13 protein-coding genes are annotated in these 15,312 nt (G+C 36.7%); 7 read left to right on the top strand and 6 right to left on the bottom strand.

Features of this window, described 5'->3' with window-relative positions:
* Positions 1-69: 69 nt before the first annotated feature.
* Both BC008_RS29965 and metG read right to left on the bottom strand, forming a co-directional pair.
* On the bottom strand, positions 70-702 hold the full coding sequence (locus tag BC008_RS29965) for a LabA-like NYN domain-containing protein (protein WP_027845193.1): 633 nt from the start codon (positions 700-702) through the stop codon (positions 70-72).
* Between the two features lie 212 nt (positions 703-914).
* Positions 915-2,516: a methionine--tRNA ligase gene (gene metG, locus BC008_RS29970; RefSeq protein WP_027845192.1), complete on the bottom strand. Its 1,602-nt coding sequence runs from the start codon at positions 2,514-2,516 to the stop codon at positions 915-917.
* A 1,208-nt stretch (positions 2,517-3,724) separates the two neighbouring features.
* Here metG and BC008_RS29975 point away from each other — a divergent pair.
* Positions 3,725-4,513: an alpha/beta fold hydrolase gene (locus BC008_RS29975; protein WP_027845191.1), complete on the top strand. Its 789-nt coding sequence runs from the start codon at positions 3,725-3,727 to the stop codon at positions 4,511-4,513.
* A 61-nt stretch (positions 4,514-4,574) separates the two neighbouring features.
* On the top strand, positions 4,575-4,712 hold the full coding sequence (locus BC008_RS49810) for a hypothetical protein (protein ID WP_161938182.1): 138 nt from the start codon (positions 4,575-4,577) through the stop codon (positions 4,710-4,712).
* A gap of 319 nt (positions 4,713-5,031) precedes the next feature.
* Here BC008_RS49810 and BC008_RS29980 read toward each other — a convergent pair whose 3' ends face one another.
* Positions 5,032-6,510 carry a leucyl aminopeptidase gene (locus BC008_RS29980; protein WP_027842357.1) on the bottom strand — a complete coding sequence of 493 codons (1,479 nt, stop codon included), beginning with the start codon at positions 6,508-6,510 and terminating at the stop codon, positions 5,032-5,034.
* 568 nt (positions 6,511-7,078) lie between these two features.
* Here BC008_RS29980 and crtA point away from each other — a divergent pair.
* From crtA to hpsJ-A, 3 genes are all read left to right on the top strand, one after another.
* A complete protein-coding gene (gene crtA, locus BC008_RS29985) occupies positions 7,079-7,957 on the top strand; it encodes a cyanoexosortase A (protein WP_058184138.1) in 879 nt (292 codons plus the stop codon).
* Positions 7,957-8,601, top strand: coding sequence for a cyanoexosortase A system-associated protein (locus tag BC008_RS29990; RefSeq protein ID WP_027842355.1), 645 nt, complete (start codon positions 7,957-7,959; stop codon positions 8,599-8,601). The genes crtA and BC008_RS29990 overlap by 1 nt, the downstream gene beginning before the upstream one ends.
* An 80-nt stretch (positions 8,602-8,681) precedes the next feature.
* The gene (hpsJ-A, locus tag BC008_RS29995) at positions 8,682-9,389 is read left to right on the top strand and encodes an HpsJ-like protein, cyanoexosortase A-associated (RefSeq protein WP_027842354.1); all 708 of its coding nucleotides are present in this window, start codon (positions 8,682-8,684) and stop codon (positions 9,387-9,389) included.
* 114 nt (positions 9,390-9,503) lie between these two features.
* Here hpsJ-A and rpe read toward each other — a convergent pair whose 3' ends face one another.
* Positions 9,504-10,208 (bottom strand): ribulose-phosphate 3-epimerase, encoded by a 705-nt coding sequence (gene rpe / locus BC008_RS30000; protein ID WP_027842353.1) that lies wholly within the window; start codon positions 10,206-10,208, stop codon positions 9,504-9,506.
* A 329-nt stretch (positions 10,209-10,537) separates the two neighbouring features.
* Between rpe and BC008_RS30005 the strand changes: the two genes are divergently transcribed.
* Together BC008_RS30005 and BC008_RS30010 are read left to right on the top strand one after the other, a co-directional pair.
* A complete protein-coding gene (locus tag BC008_RS30005; RefSeq protein WP_027842352.1) occupies positions 10,538-12,118 on the top strand; it encodes a S8 family serine peptidase in 1,581 nt (526 codons plus the stop codon).
* 419 nt (positions 12,119-12,537) lie between these two features.
* Positions 12,538-13,047, top strand: coding sequence for a glycine-rich domain-containing protein (locus BC008_RS30010; protein ID WP_058184139.1), 510 nt, complete (start codon positions 12,538-12,540; stop codon positions 13,045-13,047).
* A 174-nt stretch (positions 13,048-13,221) separates the two neighbouring features.
* On the opposite strand, the gene BC008_RS30015 is transcribed toward BC008_RS30010, so the two are convergent.
* Together BC008_RS30015 and BC008_RS30020 are read right to left on the bottom strand one after the other, a co-directional pair.
* Entirely contained in the window at positions 13,222-13,770 is a 549-nt protein-coding gene (locus BC008_RS30015; protein WP_027842350.1) for a hypothetical protein, read from the bottom strand.
* Between the two features lie 672 nt (positions 13,771-14,442).
* Positions 14,443-14,967 carry a DUF4347 domain-containing protein gene (locus BC008_RS30020; RefSeq protein WP_027842349.1) on the bottom strand — a complete coding sequence of 175 codons (525 nt, stop codon included), beginning with the start codon at positions 14,965-14,967 and terminating at the stop codon, positions 14,443-14,445.
* Positions 14,968-15,312: the final 345 nt, after the last annotated feature.

Consider the following 15,312-nt stretch of genomic DNA (forward strand, 5'->3'; position numbering starts at 1 on the left):
TGGTAGGGGAAAATGAAATAAATTTGTTTATTCCCCAGATAGTTTTTTTTCTATTTTGTTGATAACACTTCATTCTGGGATTTCCAAGTGTTCGTCACTTACAGTTGGAGCTTCATCTAAAAAACCCATTTCTGATAATTGACGATAAGGATAAGTTTGACGGGGTGTTTTTTGAATATCTTCTTTAATTGCTTCCAGGTCAATATAGCGGTCGCTAACATTAATCAAGCTATCACTAGTCATAGACCTTAGACTTGCTACTTCTACCCGGACACCTCTGTAACTTACAGAGTTAACGGCATATGCCAAATCTCCATCACCACTGACTAATACTGCGGTATCGTAAGAATCTACTAGTGCCATCATATCAACTGCAATTTCTACGTCTAAATTAGCTTTTTTCGAGCCATCTGGTAATTGGACTAAATCTTTGGCTATAACCCGATAACCATTCCGACGCATCCACAATAAAAAACCTTGTTGTTTCTCATTAGTTCGGTCAACTCCAGTATAAAAAAAAGCGCGTAGTAATCTAGAGCCACCAGTTAACCTGCACAATAATTTAGTGTAATCAATCTCGATTCCTAATTGGAGAGCTGCATAAAATAAATTGGAACCATCAATAAAAATTGCAACCCGACCGCGATTTTCTAACACCTGTTCCGGCGTGAATATTGAGTCGTGTTCCAGGTTATTCAACATCATTTTCATACCTCATTTTTATTTATGTAGTATTAGATACTTTTTATCTAGATTTCAGACTTAAGTAAGAGCGCTTTATGATAATCTTTCAGGGCTAATTAACTCAGCCCCGACAAATTAAACTCGATAAATTAGAATCGATAAATTGAACTGGATAGATTGGACTCGGTAAAATAGACCCGATAATTTAGAGATGAGTAATAAATTAAAAATTAATCGTTTTTAGGTAGTTCTATTCTTTTAAAGACCGGCTGGGGTTTATCCAACTTTTGCTCGCTGCTTAATACACCCCACTGTGCGTGAACAGCAAAAGGTGCAGCAATTGCTGTTTGGGTTTGGTCGTTAAAGTTTACCTCAAAACCTAATTGCTGGTAAATTTTATTACTAGTGTCTGGGATAATTGGAGACAAAAGGTATGCTGACAGTCTTACTGACTCCAAAACCGCGTACAAGATTTTTTCTACAGCATCCTGTTGTCCTTGTTTATATAATGACCAAGGTGCCTGCTCATCAATAAATTTATTGCAAGCTCTTACTAGAGCCAACACAGCTTCACAACCTCGATCAAATGCCAGATCTTGGTAAGCAACTTTGACTTGAGAACCCAAATCTAAGCCAATGGCTTTTAAAAGATTTTCCACAGGGATATCTTCTGCAGTAACTGCTGGTAAATTACCTCCACAATACTTTTTCACCATGTTGGAGGTGCGGTTGAGTAGATTTCCTAAATCATTGGCCAAATCTGCATTTAATACGTTAATGAATCTAACTTCATTAAAATCGCCATCCTTACCAAATTCAATTTCCTTAAGAAAGTAATAACGAATGGCATCACTACCGTAACGTTCGACCAATGCTATGGGGTCGACCGTGTTACCAAGACTTTTTCCCATTTTTTGACCATCTTTAGTCAAATAACCATGGGCAAATACTTTTTGTGGCAAGGTTAAACCGGCAGACATTAGCATTGCCGGCCAATACACAGCATGAAAGCGCAGAATATCTTTACCGATTAAGTGCAAGCTTATTGGCCACCATTTTTGCAAAGCTTTTTCTAATCCTGCTTCCTCCTTTGCGTCTAACAATGCTGTGGCATATCCCAGCAAAGCATCAAACCAGACATAAAGGGTATGTTTGGGATCGACTGGTACTCCAAATCCCCAATCCATATTCACGCGAGAAATTGAAAAATCTTGTAACCCTTGCTTAACAAAACTTATAACTTCATTACGACGACTTTCTGGCTGGATAAAATCAGGGTGATGCTGGTATAAGTGTTCGAGTTTTTCTTGATATTTAGATAACTTAAAAAAGTAGTTCTGTTCGTCTCGCCATTCAACTTCTTTATTAGTATGAATGGGACAACGTTTTTCCTCTAATAAATCTCTTTCTTCTTTAAATTCTTCACAGGATACGCAATACCAACCCTTTTGCTCACCTAAATAAATATCCCCATTATCCCAAACACGTTTAAAAAAATCTTTAACTATTACCTCATGCCGCGAGTCAGTAGTACGAATAAAGCGGTCATATTGAATATTTAGTAATTCCCATAAAGAGGAAAACTCAGCGGAAACTCGATCGCAAAAAATCTGTGGCTCTAAGTTTTTTGTTTGGGCGGTACGTTGAATTTTTTGCCCATGTTCGTCCGTTCCCGTCACTAATAAAACTTGGTTACCCAATAATCTCTGAAATCTTGCGATCGCATCTGCTGCCATTGTTGTGTAGGCACTGCCGATGTGGGGTAAACCATTTACATAATATAAAGGTGTTGTGAGAGCAAATATTTTTTCTGTTTTTTCCACTAGATTCATGCGAAATAAAAAAACAACTTATTAAAACCCTTTTCTATCTATAGTTACGCAGATAAAACCACGCCATTATATAATAATGCTATTGCATTTTCAACCAACTCCTTAATACTAGCAAATTTATCAAGTCTATTCTTTTTGTAATAAGTATAAAATCAGTTAATCTATGCAAAAAAAGGAGAAATAATCGGTAATGATATAACTCTGAAAGCCAACAGCAGGAGCGATTGTTATTGGGGATACAAATTATTCTTATATCAGTAAATTTTCCCTCCGCAGCAGATAAGATACTTCTACCTTAAGAGAGTCCTTCATAAATTAAAGAAATGTAAAACTTAAATAAAAGATAGATTGATAAATTTGATTAATATCTAAATAATTGCAAATACATGAGTTTAAATAGTCTTCTAGATATTTATCGATTATTGGTAGGTGTGTTTTCCAACAAAATTATCCCTACCTTTAAGCATCTCATTCTTTAAGAGTCCAGATTTTCAGTATCGATAACTACTAGGCAGATCTGCAGGAACCAAGTTTTATGTCGCTCCTAGGGGGACTCGTCGTGTTTTTCATTGGGATATAGAGTAAATACTCACTATCGTGAGAAATAATTACTGCAAAACTTGGCTCTCTCTGGCTGCGAGTCAATTATCGATCTTCTTTTAAATCTCGCGAAAGTTTAGAAATACTGTCAAAGGGAAGAAAGAAGTAGGGTAGTTTCGGAGGGAATCTGACTCGTGATGGTGTTTACCCAGCCTAACAGAGTAGAAAAATTTTAGTAAGAATTGTCCGTTTAGTATTGTTTCACGTCTGGATATTTTGCAAACTTAGCAGTTACAGTGACATTTTTAGCCAAAAATAATACTTATTTAGTTTCTTGAAATACGAGAGATTCTTGAGTCAATAGGGTATTTGTTTGGGTAAGTAGGAGGTATTTTTGAAATTTTTTTATGTATTATTATATTGATTGGAATTCCATGCTGCATTACCCATTCAATATCGAAGAGAATCAAATAAAGTAAGCAAAGTTTATCCTTTTATCAATCATTAGTTATCAGGAATAATATAAGAATAAATTATTGGGATAAAGACATCATAAAAATATATTTTTTTATAGTTTTTTGTCTAACTAAATTTATTTCAAAAATGTTTACTACATGACTAAGCAGTGTTTTAAGAGCAATCATTTAATAGGTGTTAAACATTTAATAATGGCTGTACCAGAAAAAGGATTTAAACCCTACTTTATCACTCCAAAACCAATAAAAAAAGAATATCCCCTGTTTATTTACTTGCCAGGGATGGATGGTACTGGAAAACTATTGCGCACGCAAATCGCTGGTTTAGAAAATAGTTTTGATATTCGTTGTCTGGCAATTCCGCCTACTGACCAAAGTGATTGGGGGAAATTAACTAGTGACTTAGTAGATTTAGTGAAAGCTGAACTGCAACTTCAACCTCGAATATCTGTGTATTTATGTGGTGAATCCTTTGGGGGTTGTTTAGCAATGAAAATATTAGCGGAAGCCCCTCACTTATTTAACCGAATTATTTTAGTTAATCCGGCTTCGAGTTTTCATCGTTTACCTTGGTTGAATTGGTCATCCCAAATCTTAGACTTGGTTCCGTCTGCTGTATATACCTTTGGTGCTGTTGGATTTTTGCCCTTTTTAGTAAGTTTGACAAGAATTGCAGCTGCAGATCGTCAAGATATTCTCAAGATTATTCGCTCTGTACCTTCTCAAACTGTTAACTGGCGTGTATCTTTACTGAGAAATTTTTCTGTTGACATGGAAAAGTTGAGTCAAATACAGCAGCAGATTTTGTTGATTGGGAGTGCTAGCGATCGCTTACTACCATCAGTTACTGAGGTTGAGTTTCTCGCAGATGTTTTTCCCAACAGCCAAGTTTTTATCTTACCGGATAGCGGACATGCTTGTTTGTTGGAAAAAGATACTGATCTCTACGAAATTATGAAAGCTTATGACGAGAATTTGTAAAGGTATTTAGGAGGATTTGAGAGTCAGAAGTCAGAACAACCGCGCTACGGCGTTAACGTAAGTGGGGCGTAAGCATAGCAGGAGTCAGAAGTCAGGAGTCAGAAGTCAGGAGTTAGAAATCAGAAGTCAGGAGTCAGAAGTCAGAAGTCAGGAGTCAGAAGTCAGGAGTCAAAAGTCAGAGGCAATGATTCACCTATGATTATACTAAGGAGCGTGGATTAAATCAGGTACAAAAGTAGGCTACTATTAGCATCGCGTAACGCACCATTCCAAATTTAATTATTACAGATTATTAAATTTTTATTCTTAAGAAGCTAATACTAACGGTTTAGAACATCAGCAAGGTTTATTCCTCCGCTTATACAAAATGAGGACAGAAGTATAAGCGAAGTAGTTAATTTGGCGTTGCTGAATAGAGAATGCTAATCAAGAAATTAAGTTATTGAAACATTAATTTTTCGTAGATATTTGCACCAAAAGCATTACGCACTCACCAACGCCGTTAATTTTCTATTCTTTTATTTACTCAAAACCCAATGAACCAGGGTTCTTACCCCAAAACCAGTTGCTCCTGGACTATTGTAACCATTTTCTTTGTCTGCCCAAACAGTCCCAGCAATATCAAGATGTGCCCAATCAACGGTATCTTTGACAAACTGTTTGAGGAATAAGGCTGCAGTAATGGAACCTCCAGCACGAGGTCCAGTATTTTTCATGTCAGCTATACCAGACTTGAGACCTTCAAAATACTTGTCTTCCATCGGCATGCGCCAAATTTTTTCCCCTGCGCCTTCGGCTGCTTTTTCTAGTTCCGAGGCTAACTCATCACTGGGAGTAAATAAACCGGCAATGTCATTACCCAAAGCTACAACGCAAGCACCAGTTAATGTTGCCAAGTCAACAATTGCATCTAAACCCAACTTATCAGCAAATACTAAAGCATCAGCCAGGGTTAAACGACCTTCTGCATCAGTATTATTTACCTCAATGGTTTTACCATTGGAAGCTTTGAGAATATCACCGGGGTGCATCGCATGACCGCTGATCATATTTTCAGTTGCAGCCGAAATAAAGTGAACCTCTACATCGGGTTGGAGTTGACCAATGGCTTTAGCCGCTCCCAATGTAGCTGCAGCACCACCCATGTCAATTTTCATGGTTTCAATGCCGCTACCTGCACCTTTAATATTTAATCCACCGGAGTCAAAAGTTAAACCTTTACCGATAATTGCTAACTTTCGCCTTGGAGTTGCTTGGGGCTTGTAAGTCAGATGGATAAACTTGGGTGGTAGGTCGGAAGCTTTTGCTACTCCCAAAAAAGCACCCATTCCTAACTTTTCGCAGTCTTTTTGTTCCAAGATTTCTAACTCTAAATTATGAGTTGAGGCAATTTCTTGGGCAATTTCTGCCATTGTAACTGGTGTTAAATCATTGGCAGGTGCTGCTACGAGTTGTCTTGCCAAAAATACTCCGGAACAAATTTGATTCGCTCTAACAATAGCAGCTTCATTATCTGCCAAACCAAGTAAATCTACTTCTTCAACCTGTGTTTCTTTCGTTTCTGGTTCTGACTTAAAGCGATTATCCTGATAAAGTGCCAATTGTACTCCTTCTGCTAGGGCTTGGGTGACATCTTCAGGATTGTGTTCACCATAGGGGAAACTAATTCCTAAAGTTTTGCACTTTTGTTTTTTTGCATTTCGTGCGGCTGTGGCTGCTGCTTTTCTCAGTACTTCTAGGGTTAAGCTTTCTATTGTTCCCAAACCAATTACTAATAATTTTTTAATTGGGCTGACTCCGGGAACTCTAGTAAAAATAGAACTACCTGCTTTAGCCTTAAATTCTTCTTCTGTAATTATTTCTTTTAAAATACCGCCTAATTTTTCATCTAAACTAGTTAATTGTCCAGTCAGTTCGGTGGCATCTTCAAATAATCCGATGGCTAAAGCATCTCCTTTCCACTCTAAAAAATTTGTATTGCTTGCTCTAACTTCCATATTTTTCTAATTTATCTATAAAACTTCCGATTAACAGTATTACTCAAAAACGCCTCGATGTTTTGAGATGGTGTATCTTGTTCTCTGCAAGGAGTTGTAAAATCCCTATAATTCACTTGGAATTAGGTTTACTCTTATTCTTTTCTACTTTAATTCTTTTTTACTTTATGTGGATTTTTTTAGCTTCGGCAATCCAGAACTATAATTATTAACTTGATAGTAGACATTTATATTACTCGACCCAGCTATTACATAAATTCTAAACATACAATAAGTCTCCCAAAATGAGGGATGATGACCTTAGACTCATGTTTTCAAGACCTAAATCCTTTTAAACATCAAATCTCATATGATGGTAGGTAATCAATTTCTTTCTCAATTGAAGTGTTAAAAATTTTTGGTGCCGCTCTCCATCAATTAGATTAAATATGTATGTAACTAAAGTGATTTTAATCACCTATGAATGTCCGGATTTGTAATTTTTTACCGGAATTATACTTAGGGTCTGTAAGGTCTTACCATTTTGTTTGAGAATGGAAGCAGAGTTTAGGATCTCTGCATTATTTTTATGAGAATCAAGTTGCACAATATGGTAGTCGCCAAATTTAAGCTTCTCCAATACTTGTTGCTTGCAACAGGAATTGGTTTAATTGCCATTCATCTAAACTTGGTTTGGAAATCGGATAATTCCAGTCTTCTAGGGACGAGTGTTTTATTTTGGACGGCGATCTGTTTTTTGGTTTGGGAAAAACGTAATAACCTGAATCTGGAAAGCGATATCTTTTCAGGTTTCTTCGGTTTTTCTCTAATTACGTTACTTTTATTAAAAACCGCTTCCATGACTAGTTTTGGTGGCTTTTTATACCTATTGCCATTTGTTTATGCTTTTGCTTGTGCTTTATTGGCTTCTGGTTTTAAAGGTTTGAGACAGTATGCTGGTGAATTATTTGCCTTATTTATTCTTGGGTTACCGAAACTATTACCTTTGAATTTGATTAATACTTTCCTTTCTCCAATAACTGCAAAACTATCAGCTTTTCTGCTCTGGTATACAGGTTTTGATGTGCTTCGTTCTGGAGTTTATATTCATTTACCTTCTGCGAATCAAAGTATAGAAGTTGCTAGTGGTTGTTCGGGTTCAGAACAAATTCTTCATATGTTGGGTTTGGGGATTTTGTTTATAATCATATTTCCCCTCAATAGGTTACCAAAAATCTTCTTACCTATTGTTGCCGCCATTATAGGATTTGTTGTTAACGCAGCACGAGTTGCTTTAATGGTTGTAATCCTTAAAGGGGATAACCAAGAAGCCTTTGAATATTGGCATCATGGCGATGGTTCCCTGCTATTTTCGACCATTGCTGTTTCTGTGTTTGGGTTATTTTGTTGGTTTATCCTGGGACAAGGTAAATCAAAAAATGGTGATGTAACCCCTCTGTCAAAGTAATGCTCAACTGGCGCAAACTTCGAATTTTACTGTTAACTATTAACTTTATTGGCATTATCATTGTCCTGGTAATTACAATCGTCAAACCAGTTCAATCTTGGCTACCTACTACTTCCCACGCTTTTCCAAATAAAATATCTTTGCCTCAGTGGGAACAGGTTCAGAGTGGTAAATTATCAGAAACCAACCTAAAAAAACCCGAAATAATTGCACAAAAGCATTATCGCTATGTGCAGAATAATTTATCTTTAGATATTGAAATGCGTTATCTAACACTTATAGAAGGGGAAAAATTTATCAAAAAATATTTGGGAATTACTTCTCCTGTGGAAGTGCGATCGCGAAAAGGTATTGGTTATTACGGTATTGGAGTAGAAAAACAAAAAGCCTTCCTCAGTGCTTGTATTACTTCCGGGGGTGTCACTAGCTTTACTGAGGAACAGTTTGAAAAAAATCATTATTTTTCGATTCTGGAACCACAAAGTTTAATCTCTTGGTTATTGGGTCGCAGAACGAGCACAGACAAGCATTGTATGTGGGCATATTTATCAGTTCCTCTTGGCAAACATAAGCCAGAATTTGCTTATCAAGTGTTAGAAACAGCCTGGGTTTCTTGGTATCAACAGTGGAACTCTCACCTGTAACAGGGTTAGGGTTGAATTAAGTTTTACTGAAATTAGTAATAAAATTAGCGATTAAAATTTCTGTTTTTGGTGTGTAAAAAATGACTAAATCCCATAGCGATAAATTTGTTTCTTCGGTACAGGACTTTGCTTTTAGTCAAGAAGGTTCAACAATGATTTTGCGGTGTTTAGGATATGGCTTGTTAGTCTTGGCACTGTTTGATGTTGTAGAAATGTTTGTGCCACCAAATTTTATGAATCCTGCATGGGAGTTTCAAACCATAGGTGCATTAGTTGAAAGAGTTCCAGTACCCTTAATTGGTTTAGCATTTGTGTTTTATGGCGAGATGAATTTCCGCAAACGCTGGGAATTTCCCGTATTAAAAGTTTTATCTTGGTTGGCTTTAGTAATGGGAGTGATTTACATACTGTCCATTCCTTTAGGAGTTATTAATGCAGCTAGACTCCAGAGACAAAGCTCTACCCAAATTAATGTCTTATCAAAACAACAGATTAATCGCGCCGAACAAGTAAAGAAACAAATTGATTTGGCTACACCAGAACAAATTGATAATTTACTCAAGCGTCAAGGTCGCTCTTTGGAGCTAGAACCAGAAAAGTTAAAACAAAGACTTTTAGGCGAAGTATCCCAAGCCAAACAAAAAATTAAAAGTCAAGCAAAAGCTACAGAATCAAGTAGAGGTTTAAATTTACTCAAGAAAGCAGTGAAATGGAATCTCGGTGCGGTAGTTGCAGGAATTCTTTGCATCAATATTTGGAAAGGGACTGATTGGGCAAGAATGAATTAAAGCAAAAAGGAAAAACCCTCTCGAATTGTGAGAGGGATAATTTTTACGAACAAAATCATCTAATTTTATTAGTTAGTTAAATGTTTGTCGCTGCTGATGGTGAATCAACAAAAACTATGAAGCTTTTGCTAATTCTGGACGTTTACTATTACGAATACCTTCGATTGCTTGAGCATAATCGTCTGCTTTGAATACAGCAGAACCAGCTACAATTGCATTTGCTCCTGCTTCTAAAACTTGCCAAGTATTATTAGCTTTTAAACCGCCATCTACTTCAATCCAAGGATCTAGTCCGCGTTCGTCGCACATGGTTCGTAACTGACGGATTTTTGGTACTACGCCGGGGATAAAGCTTTGACCGCCAAAGCCAGGATTGACGCTCATGATTAAAACCATATCGCATAGATCCAAGCTATATTCAATTAAGTTCAGTGGAGTTCCAGGATTGAGTACGACTCCTGCTTTTTTACCTAATTCTTTAATTTGTCCCAAAGTACGGTGTAGGTGAGGGGAAGCATTATGCTCGCAATGAACATAAATATGATCTGCTCCTGCTTTGGCAAAGTCCCCAACATACTTTTCCGGTTCCACGATCATTAAGTGGACATCTAATGGTTTCTGAGTGACTGGACGAATGGCCTCCACTACCAGAGGACCGATTGTAATATTGGGTACAAAACGACCGTCCATTACGTCGACGTGGATCCAATCTGCTCCTGCTGCATCTACAGCACGAATCTCTTCTCCAAGACGACTAAAATCCGCTGATAAAATCGATGGAGCAACTACAATGGGCTTTTGAGATGAGTTATTGGTCATGGTTAGCGGGTATTCAAGCGTCCTCTTCTGTATGCATTGTAACAAAACATTGATTAATTAATTCATTAATGAAAAGTTATTTAGTTATTTATCGGAAAATTGGGGACTGGGTACTGGCGACTAGGTATAGCAACTGCGTGCCGCCTTGCGGCATAGAGGCTGCGGCGTCGGCGGATCCGCAAGGTGACGTTAGTAACAGCCTCTAGCGTCTAGCCTCTGGGGACTGGGAACATGAATATCTTAGATACTTGATACTTAATCAGCAATCATTGATACCAGTTAATTTTGTTGATTTTTCTTTACCATTAGCTTAACTGTCTGCTACACAAATGCTAAAAAGACAAACCTGGATATTTTGGGGGTTAGCAGCTTCTTTATGGAGCCTACCAGTAATTGCTTTGACTTCTCTCAATCGAAGTGGAATTGATGTACTAAAGTTACGTAAAGCTCCTTACAATTTGAGTGGTCATAAAATTTCCATTGGTCAAGTAGAGATTGGACGCCCAGGAATGTTTGGCTGGGATAAAGCTGTTTCAAAGAATAGAGCAGTTTCCCTCGCGGGTGTTTTCCAACGTAACCAACCAGCAAAATCAAATCGTGGTGTCGATCCCCATGCTCACAATGTTGCTGGAATCATGGTTAGTAAAGATAAGAGTTATCCAGGAGTTGCACCGAAGGCTCGCCTATATTCTTCTGCTATAGGTTCAACGAAAAATATGGGACAGCCCAATGAGTGCCTATCAGCACAGCACATCGCTTTACAAAATGGTGGAGATGTCCGGGCAATTAATTTTAGTTTTGGGGAACCACTACATCGCGACCCCAGACCAGAAGCTGTTTTAGATGGTAATGCTTTACTAACGCTATGTGTTGATTGGTCGAGTCGGTTTCACAATGTACTGTATGTTGTGGCTGGAAATCAAGGAAAAGGAGGAATTCCTATTCCTACAGATAATTATAACGCGGTTAACGTGGCTTTTTCTTCTCGCCAGAGAGAGATGTTTGATAAGGTTCATGTTTCTAACCTCACCCCTGCTCGGGGAATGAATCCAAGATTAGAAGGTAAAGAGTTTAATATTGGTACGCGTCGCACTGTAAGTATAGTTGCACCAGGGACTAATATTAAAATGCTCAATCCTGACGGTAAAGTCAAAAAAGTAACTGGAACTAGTTTCGCTACGCCCCATGTAACTGGTGTTATTGCATTGCTCCAGGAATTTGGCGATCAACAATTTAGAGCTAGACGGAATAATTGGAGTCTTGCTTCCCGTCGTCATGAAGTAATGAAAGCTGTGTTGCTTAACTCTGCAGAAAAAATCAAAGATAGGGGTGATGGTTCTCATTTAAGAATGACAAGAACTTTGATTGATAAACAAAATCGAAATTGGCTGGAGTCCGATGCTTATAAAAATAAAAATATACCTTTGAATTCCCAAATGGGAGTCGGACATTTGAATGCCTTTCGCGCATTTCAACAGTTTAGTGCCGGTCAATGGAATCCATCAAAATCAGTACCTATTTTAGGTTGGGATTATCGTAGTGTAGTGAAGAATAATGATGTTGAATATAAAATTTCCCAGCCCCTACGTAAAAATAGTTTTGTTTCTATTACGTTAGTCTGGAATCGATTAGTAGAACTCAACGATCAGAATATCAATCAGAAATATGATAAAGGAGAGACATTTCGCGACCGCGGTTTAAACGATCTAGATTTATATCTTGTTACTGACGATAATTCAAGTAATAAAAGTAACCCCTGTTCTTCGAATAGCAAAGTTGATAATATAGAACATATATTTTGTCAGGTTCCTGCTACCGGAAAATATAAAATTCGCGTCAAATACAATCGGCAGAATAATGAGCCGATCCAACCTTTTGCTTTAGCTTGGTGGGCTGTAAATGCAAAGTGATAGTAGGGATATGGAGGCTATTTGTCAACTTATGAAAAATAGTTTAGCTTCTTAATTCTTTACGCTATCGAACCTATAGCATTTAATTTCTAAAGTTAACTTTTTGACAAATAAATCATTTCTTAATTTATCACACTATTGATGTGTTTTCTGACACAGTAATGGTGTGATTTCGATTAATACTAATAGTCCGAATAAAGGAGATTTCAATACAGTCAAAAATAAGCTTCAGAGTTACCTGACAATGGATTTCTAATTTATTGATATTTAATTTGCATCTCATGGGAAAAAATCAGCTATTTGTATTATGAAAAACCCGGATATTAAAGGATTAATGACGAATAAAAAAATATCAAATACTTCCACATAATTAGGTAATAAATCTGTCCTGTATGTAAGGCTAATTGAGATTAAAAGCTATGTTAATTGCCAAGCAAACTGTGTCTTCTCAAATAAAAGTATTTACTGAAAAATTAAGGCAACTGGACTTGGGTCCCATTGCTTATAAACTAATGAATGATAGTAATGGGTTAGGATGGAGTCGGGAAAAAACAAGCCAAGCAATTTCTCGCTATCTGATGTTTCTAACTTTAATTTACCTATATCCTAATCGTCAATTTGTTCCATCCAGAGAAATTGATCTAGTTTGGCATTTTCACATAATTGATACAATTAAATATGCCCAGGATTGTCAGATTTTATTTGGCTACTTCATTCATCATTTTCCTTATTTTGGTAATCGTGATGCTGCAGATAGAAAAAATTTAGAATTTATATTTAAGCAAACTCAAGTACTGTTTGAAGAACATTTCGGACCTAATTCCCTCACAGAGGAAGGTGTAAGTGAAGCTGCGGATTGTCAGCCAATTGGGTATATTTATAATTTCGTTCGACCACGGATTGAAATTAATTTGATGGAGCTTGTATAAGTACTATTATCAAATGTAAAATCTTACAATATTTTTGTAAGCTATTATATTGGTAGTTCGTCATAATCAAATTGCTGGTATTTAGTATAGTGTTATCTATTATCAATAAAACTATACTATGTGCCAACAAAAATTTATTTGAGCTTCTTGTGTTGAGTATAGGGTTAAGTGAATTTAAACTTGTACTGATGGAGATGTGATCGAAATTGCTTCGGGTGGGATTAAACTTCTATGAGTAGGAAAGGCTTCTCCTTGTTCTAGTTTTGCTCTCAAAATTAAGCTTTCTCCATCAATATCAGATATGGTGATGGCATTAATAGTAAAATCAAAATTACTATAGGCATAGACAGTTGGGTCAGGAATAATATTAGCAATCTTAGAAGAATTTCTAATCCCAATAATTGTCACAATTGCTACTACGAATGGAGAGACAAATAATTTATTGCTTTCGTTAGAACTTTTAGCACACCACTCCAGAGTTAAGGTGCTTGCAGTATGAGGAATTTTCCGAGACAAAGATTGGATTTCAACAGGATTACCATCAATACTTAAACTGAAGTAGTCTTTTTCTTCATATTGATGACAGTCAAGCGGAGCGATGGAATTAATGCTTATTTTCTCATGAAGAGGAAGTCCGCTTAGGGTCAATACTTTCGGTTGTATTGGGACTTCAGATAAATCTTCTTCTGTTGAACTTTTGAAGAAGTTATTGTTGTTATACATTATCCCTCATGTTGTTTTGCTAAACCTTTAAAGATTACTCTTCAGGACTTACGCGATTTACTTGATCGGTAGTTTTTAGTTCAGGAAGCTCAAACTTAAAACTGTATAGTACTTGTGTTAGGTCTCACTAGCGATCGCGCGAACTTGATCGCAGGTTAGTCTTTGTGTAAATAGCAAGAGGAATTTCACAGTTCTTGGTTTAAAACGTATTAGTTACTGTTAGAGATTTGATTGAATTTACCTCAAGCTATAAACAGATAAACAATTATCCGTTTGCCTTATAACTCTGTAAGGTTTTCGGACATAGTTTATGGTATCGTACGAAACTTCTCTATCACCGAAGAATAAAGTGATATTTTTGATTCTGTTCTATAGTTGATATGGTGCAGTCATATTGCCATAAAAATCCACTCGAACACCGTAGAACGAAATGAATGTATGAATGAAGAGTGAGGGATTAATCTCGTTTCTATCGGAATAATTTTACAACTATCATTTGTATTGAAACACAATACTCCGCTGCTATTTAGGAAATCAATCGGAGTATTTCGGAAATTTTTTGGGATTAAAGGCTCATCTATTAACACTTTCGAGTCTCAAATAGTACTAGTATTTATCTGTGAAGCTCTAGCTCTGTTTATCACTGATATGAAAGCACTATAAAAATTTTCATTAAACCCCAAGTACACCAGTATAGTTTTTTTGTATCGCTGGTAATACTGCCAACTCCGGGTTAATATTTCCCAACTGATAATCTAACTGCCAAGTACTATAGGAAGCTGGGTTTACTCTTCGCGTGAAAGCTGCAATATTGGCACCTGTAATCTGATGTAATCTGTGGATGAACTCAGTACCAGAATCTCCGACTGCAACATCACGACCATAAAGAATAATATTGGGAACGGACCAAGTAATTAGCTGTGGAGCATAACGGTTAAGAGAAAATAAGCCTAAATGACTTTTTCCCAAATATAAACACCCTGGGGAACCGTGAGAAATAATATGAAGACTTGTAAGGCGATCATATTCCTGCAAAGTTAATGTGATTTGTTGCACTTCATATTCATTTGCTTGAATTAAAACTACCTCAGCTTTGCCAAGAATTTTTGGAACTATACTTTGACAATCTTCTATATTAGGGTCAATCGCAACTAGAGTATGAACAGGCTGAAAACGGAAACTATGATCTAAATGCATCAATTAAGACTCCTACTGAGCGTTCTGTCCGTAGACGCATTGCTCTGAGACCTTCAAGCTACAACAACAAAACGCTTGTCACGCTGATATTGTTGAGCTAAAAATATTGCTTGTCAGCCGGAAAAAGGTAGTGGAAAGTTAAGTTAAATGAGTTTAGTCCCAAAATTAATTTCATATTCTGCTGTTATTGCTCTAGATAATAAACTATTTTTCTATTGAAGTTGAATATTTTACACATCTGAGAGTAATATTTTAATACCTATGAACTACTTAGGGGACAGATATCAAAAAAGATTCAAAATCTGAAATAACAAAATAATCATGGTGTTGGTGATAAATTAAAAA

The sequence above is a fragment of the Mastigocoleus testarum BC008 genome, from assembly GCF_001456025.1.
GTDB classification, from domain to species: Bacteria; Cyanobacteriota; Cyanobacteriia; order Cyanobacteriales; family Nostocaceae; genus Mastigocoleus; species Mastigocoleus testarum.

What these genes read in the sequence shown, in the direction of transcription:
- BC008_RS29965 (WP_027845193.1), bottom strand. Translation starts at nt 702, where the DNA reads ATGTTGAATAACCTGGAACACGACTCAATATTCACGCCGGAACAGGTG.
- metG (WP_027845192.1), bottom strand. Translation starts at nt 2,516, where the DNA reads ATGAATCTAGTGGAAAAAACAGAAAAAATATTTGCTCTCACAACACCT.
- BC008_RS29975 (WP_027845191.1), top strand. Translation starts at nt 3,725, where the DNA reads ATGGCTGTACCAGAAAAAGGATTTAAACCCTACTTTATCACTCCAAAA.
- BC008_RS29980 (WP_027842357.1), bottom strand. Translation starts at nt 6,510, where the DNA reads ATGGAAGTTAGAGCAAGCAATACAAATTTTTTAGAGTGGAAAGGAGAT.
- crtA (WP_058184138.1), top strand. Translation starts at nt 7,079, where the DNA reads ATGAGAATCAAGTTGCACAATATGGTAGTCGCCAAATTTAAGCTTCTC.
- BC008_RS29990 (WP_027842355.1), top strand. Translation starts at nt 7,957, where the DNA reads ATGCTCAACTGGCGCAAACTTCGAATTTTACTGTTAACTATTAACTTT.
- hpsJ-A (WP_027842354.1), top strand. Translation starts at nt 8,682, where the DNA reads ATGACTAAATCCCATAGCGATAAATTTGTTTCTTCGGTACAGGACTTT.
- rpe (WP_027842353.1), bottom strand. Translation starts at nt 10,208, where the DNA reads ATGACCAATAACTCATCTCAAAAGCCCATTGTAGTTGCTCCATCGATT.
- BC008_RS30005 (WP_027842352.1), top strand. Translation starts at nt 10,538, where the DNA reads ATGCTAAAAAGACAAACCTGGATATTTTGGGGGTTAGCAGCTTCTTTA.
- BC008_RS30010 (WP_058184139.1), top strand. Translation starts at nt 12,538, where the DNA reads ATGTTAATTGCCAAGCAAACTGTGTCTTCTCAAATAAAAGTATTTACT.
- BC008_RS30015 (WP_027842350.1), bottom strand. Translation starts at nt 13,770, where the DNA reads ATGTATAACAACAATAACTTCTTCAAAAGTTCAACAGAAGAAGATTTA.
- BC008_RS30020 (WP_027842349.1), bottom strand. Translation starts at nt 14,967, where the DNA reads ATGCATTTAGATCATAGTTTCCGTTTTCAGCCTGTTCATACTCTAGTT.